Annotated in this window: 1 protein-coding gene; it reads left to right on the plus strand. The window is 66.1% G+C overall.

The genetic code is table 11. The annotated features are described in order from the left end of the window. The coding region (locus C6W88_RS21770; RefSeq protein WP_197037174.1) for a hypothetical protein at window positions 1–827 on the plus strand (827 nt) is incomplete at both ends.

The following is an 827-nucleotide window of genomic DNA, read 5'->3' on the forward strand; positions in this document are numbered from 1 at the left end:
CACTCTGACCGTCGGTCGCGACGGCAGCTGGACCTTTGAGGCCAACGACAACCAGGTGCAGAACAGCACCGGTAGTCCGTCGATCGACTTCACCATCGCCACCGTCGACAGCGACGGCGATACCGCCACCGACAGCCATACCGTCACCATCACCGACGGCACCGGCCCGAGCGTTTCGGTCACCGGCAGCGATCCGGCCTCGACCCAGGCCAGCCTGGCACTGGATGACGCCGAGACCGAAGGGGCGGCGTCGGATACCGACGTGGCGAGCCTGACCTTTACCGCCGGCAGCGACGCCATCACCTCGATCGTCTTTGGTGACATCGATGGTATTCAGGTCGACGGCCTGAATGGCGAGCTGATCTGGAGCACCAACAACGCCGGTGAGCTGGAAGGGCGCACCGAGGCCGGCGGTGACGCCGTTCTGACCCTGACCCTGAGTTCTTCTGGTCCTGTGGCCGCGGGCGAAAGTCAGGTGGTCACCGTGACCGCGACCCTGGCCGAGAGCCTGGCCCACGCGGTTGACGCCGATAGCCTGTCGATCACCGGCATCAGCGTGGTCGGCACCGACACCGACGGTACCAGCACGACGGCAACCGTGGGTGTGAGCGTGGCGGATGATCAGCCGACTCTCGAGATCGCCGATACCGCCGAGACCGTGGTGGAGGGCCAGAGTGCCAACGGCACCTGGACCACCGACGCCGGTGCCGATGGCGCCACCGTCAGCGTAACGGTGGCGGGCGAGACCAAGCCGCTGGGTGATGCCAGTGATGCAACGGTTAGCTTCACCACCGACGAAGGCACCCTGACCGTCGGTCGTGACGGTA

Origin of the sequence: Halomonas litopenaei (assembly GCF_003045775.1) — a bacterium.
GTDB lineage: Bacteria > Pseudomonadota > Gammaproteobacteria > Pseudomonadales > Halomonadaceae > Halomonas > Halomonas litopenaei.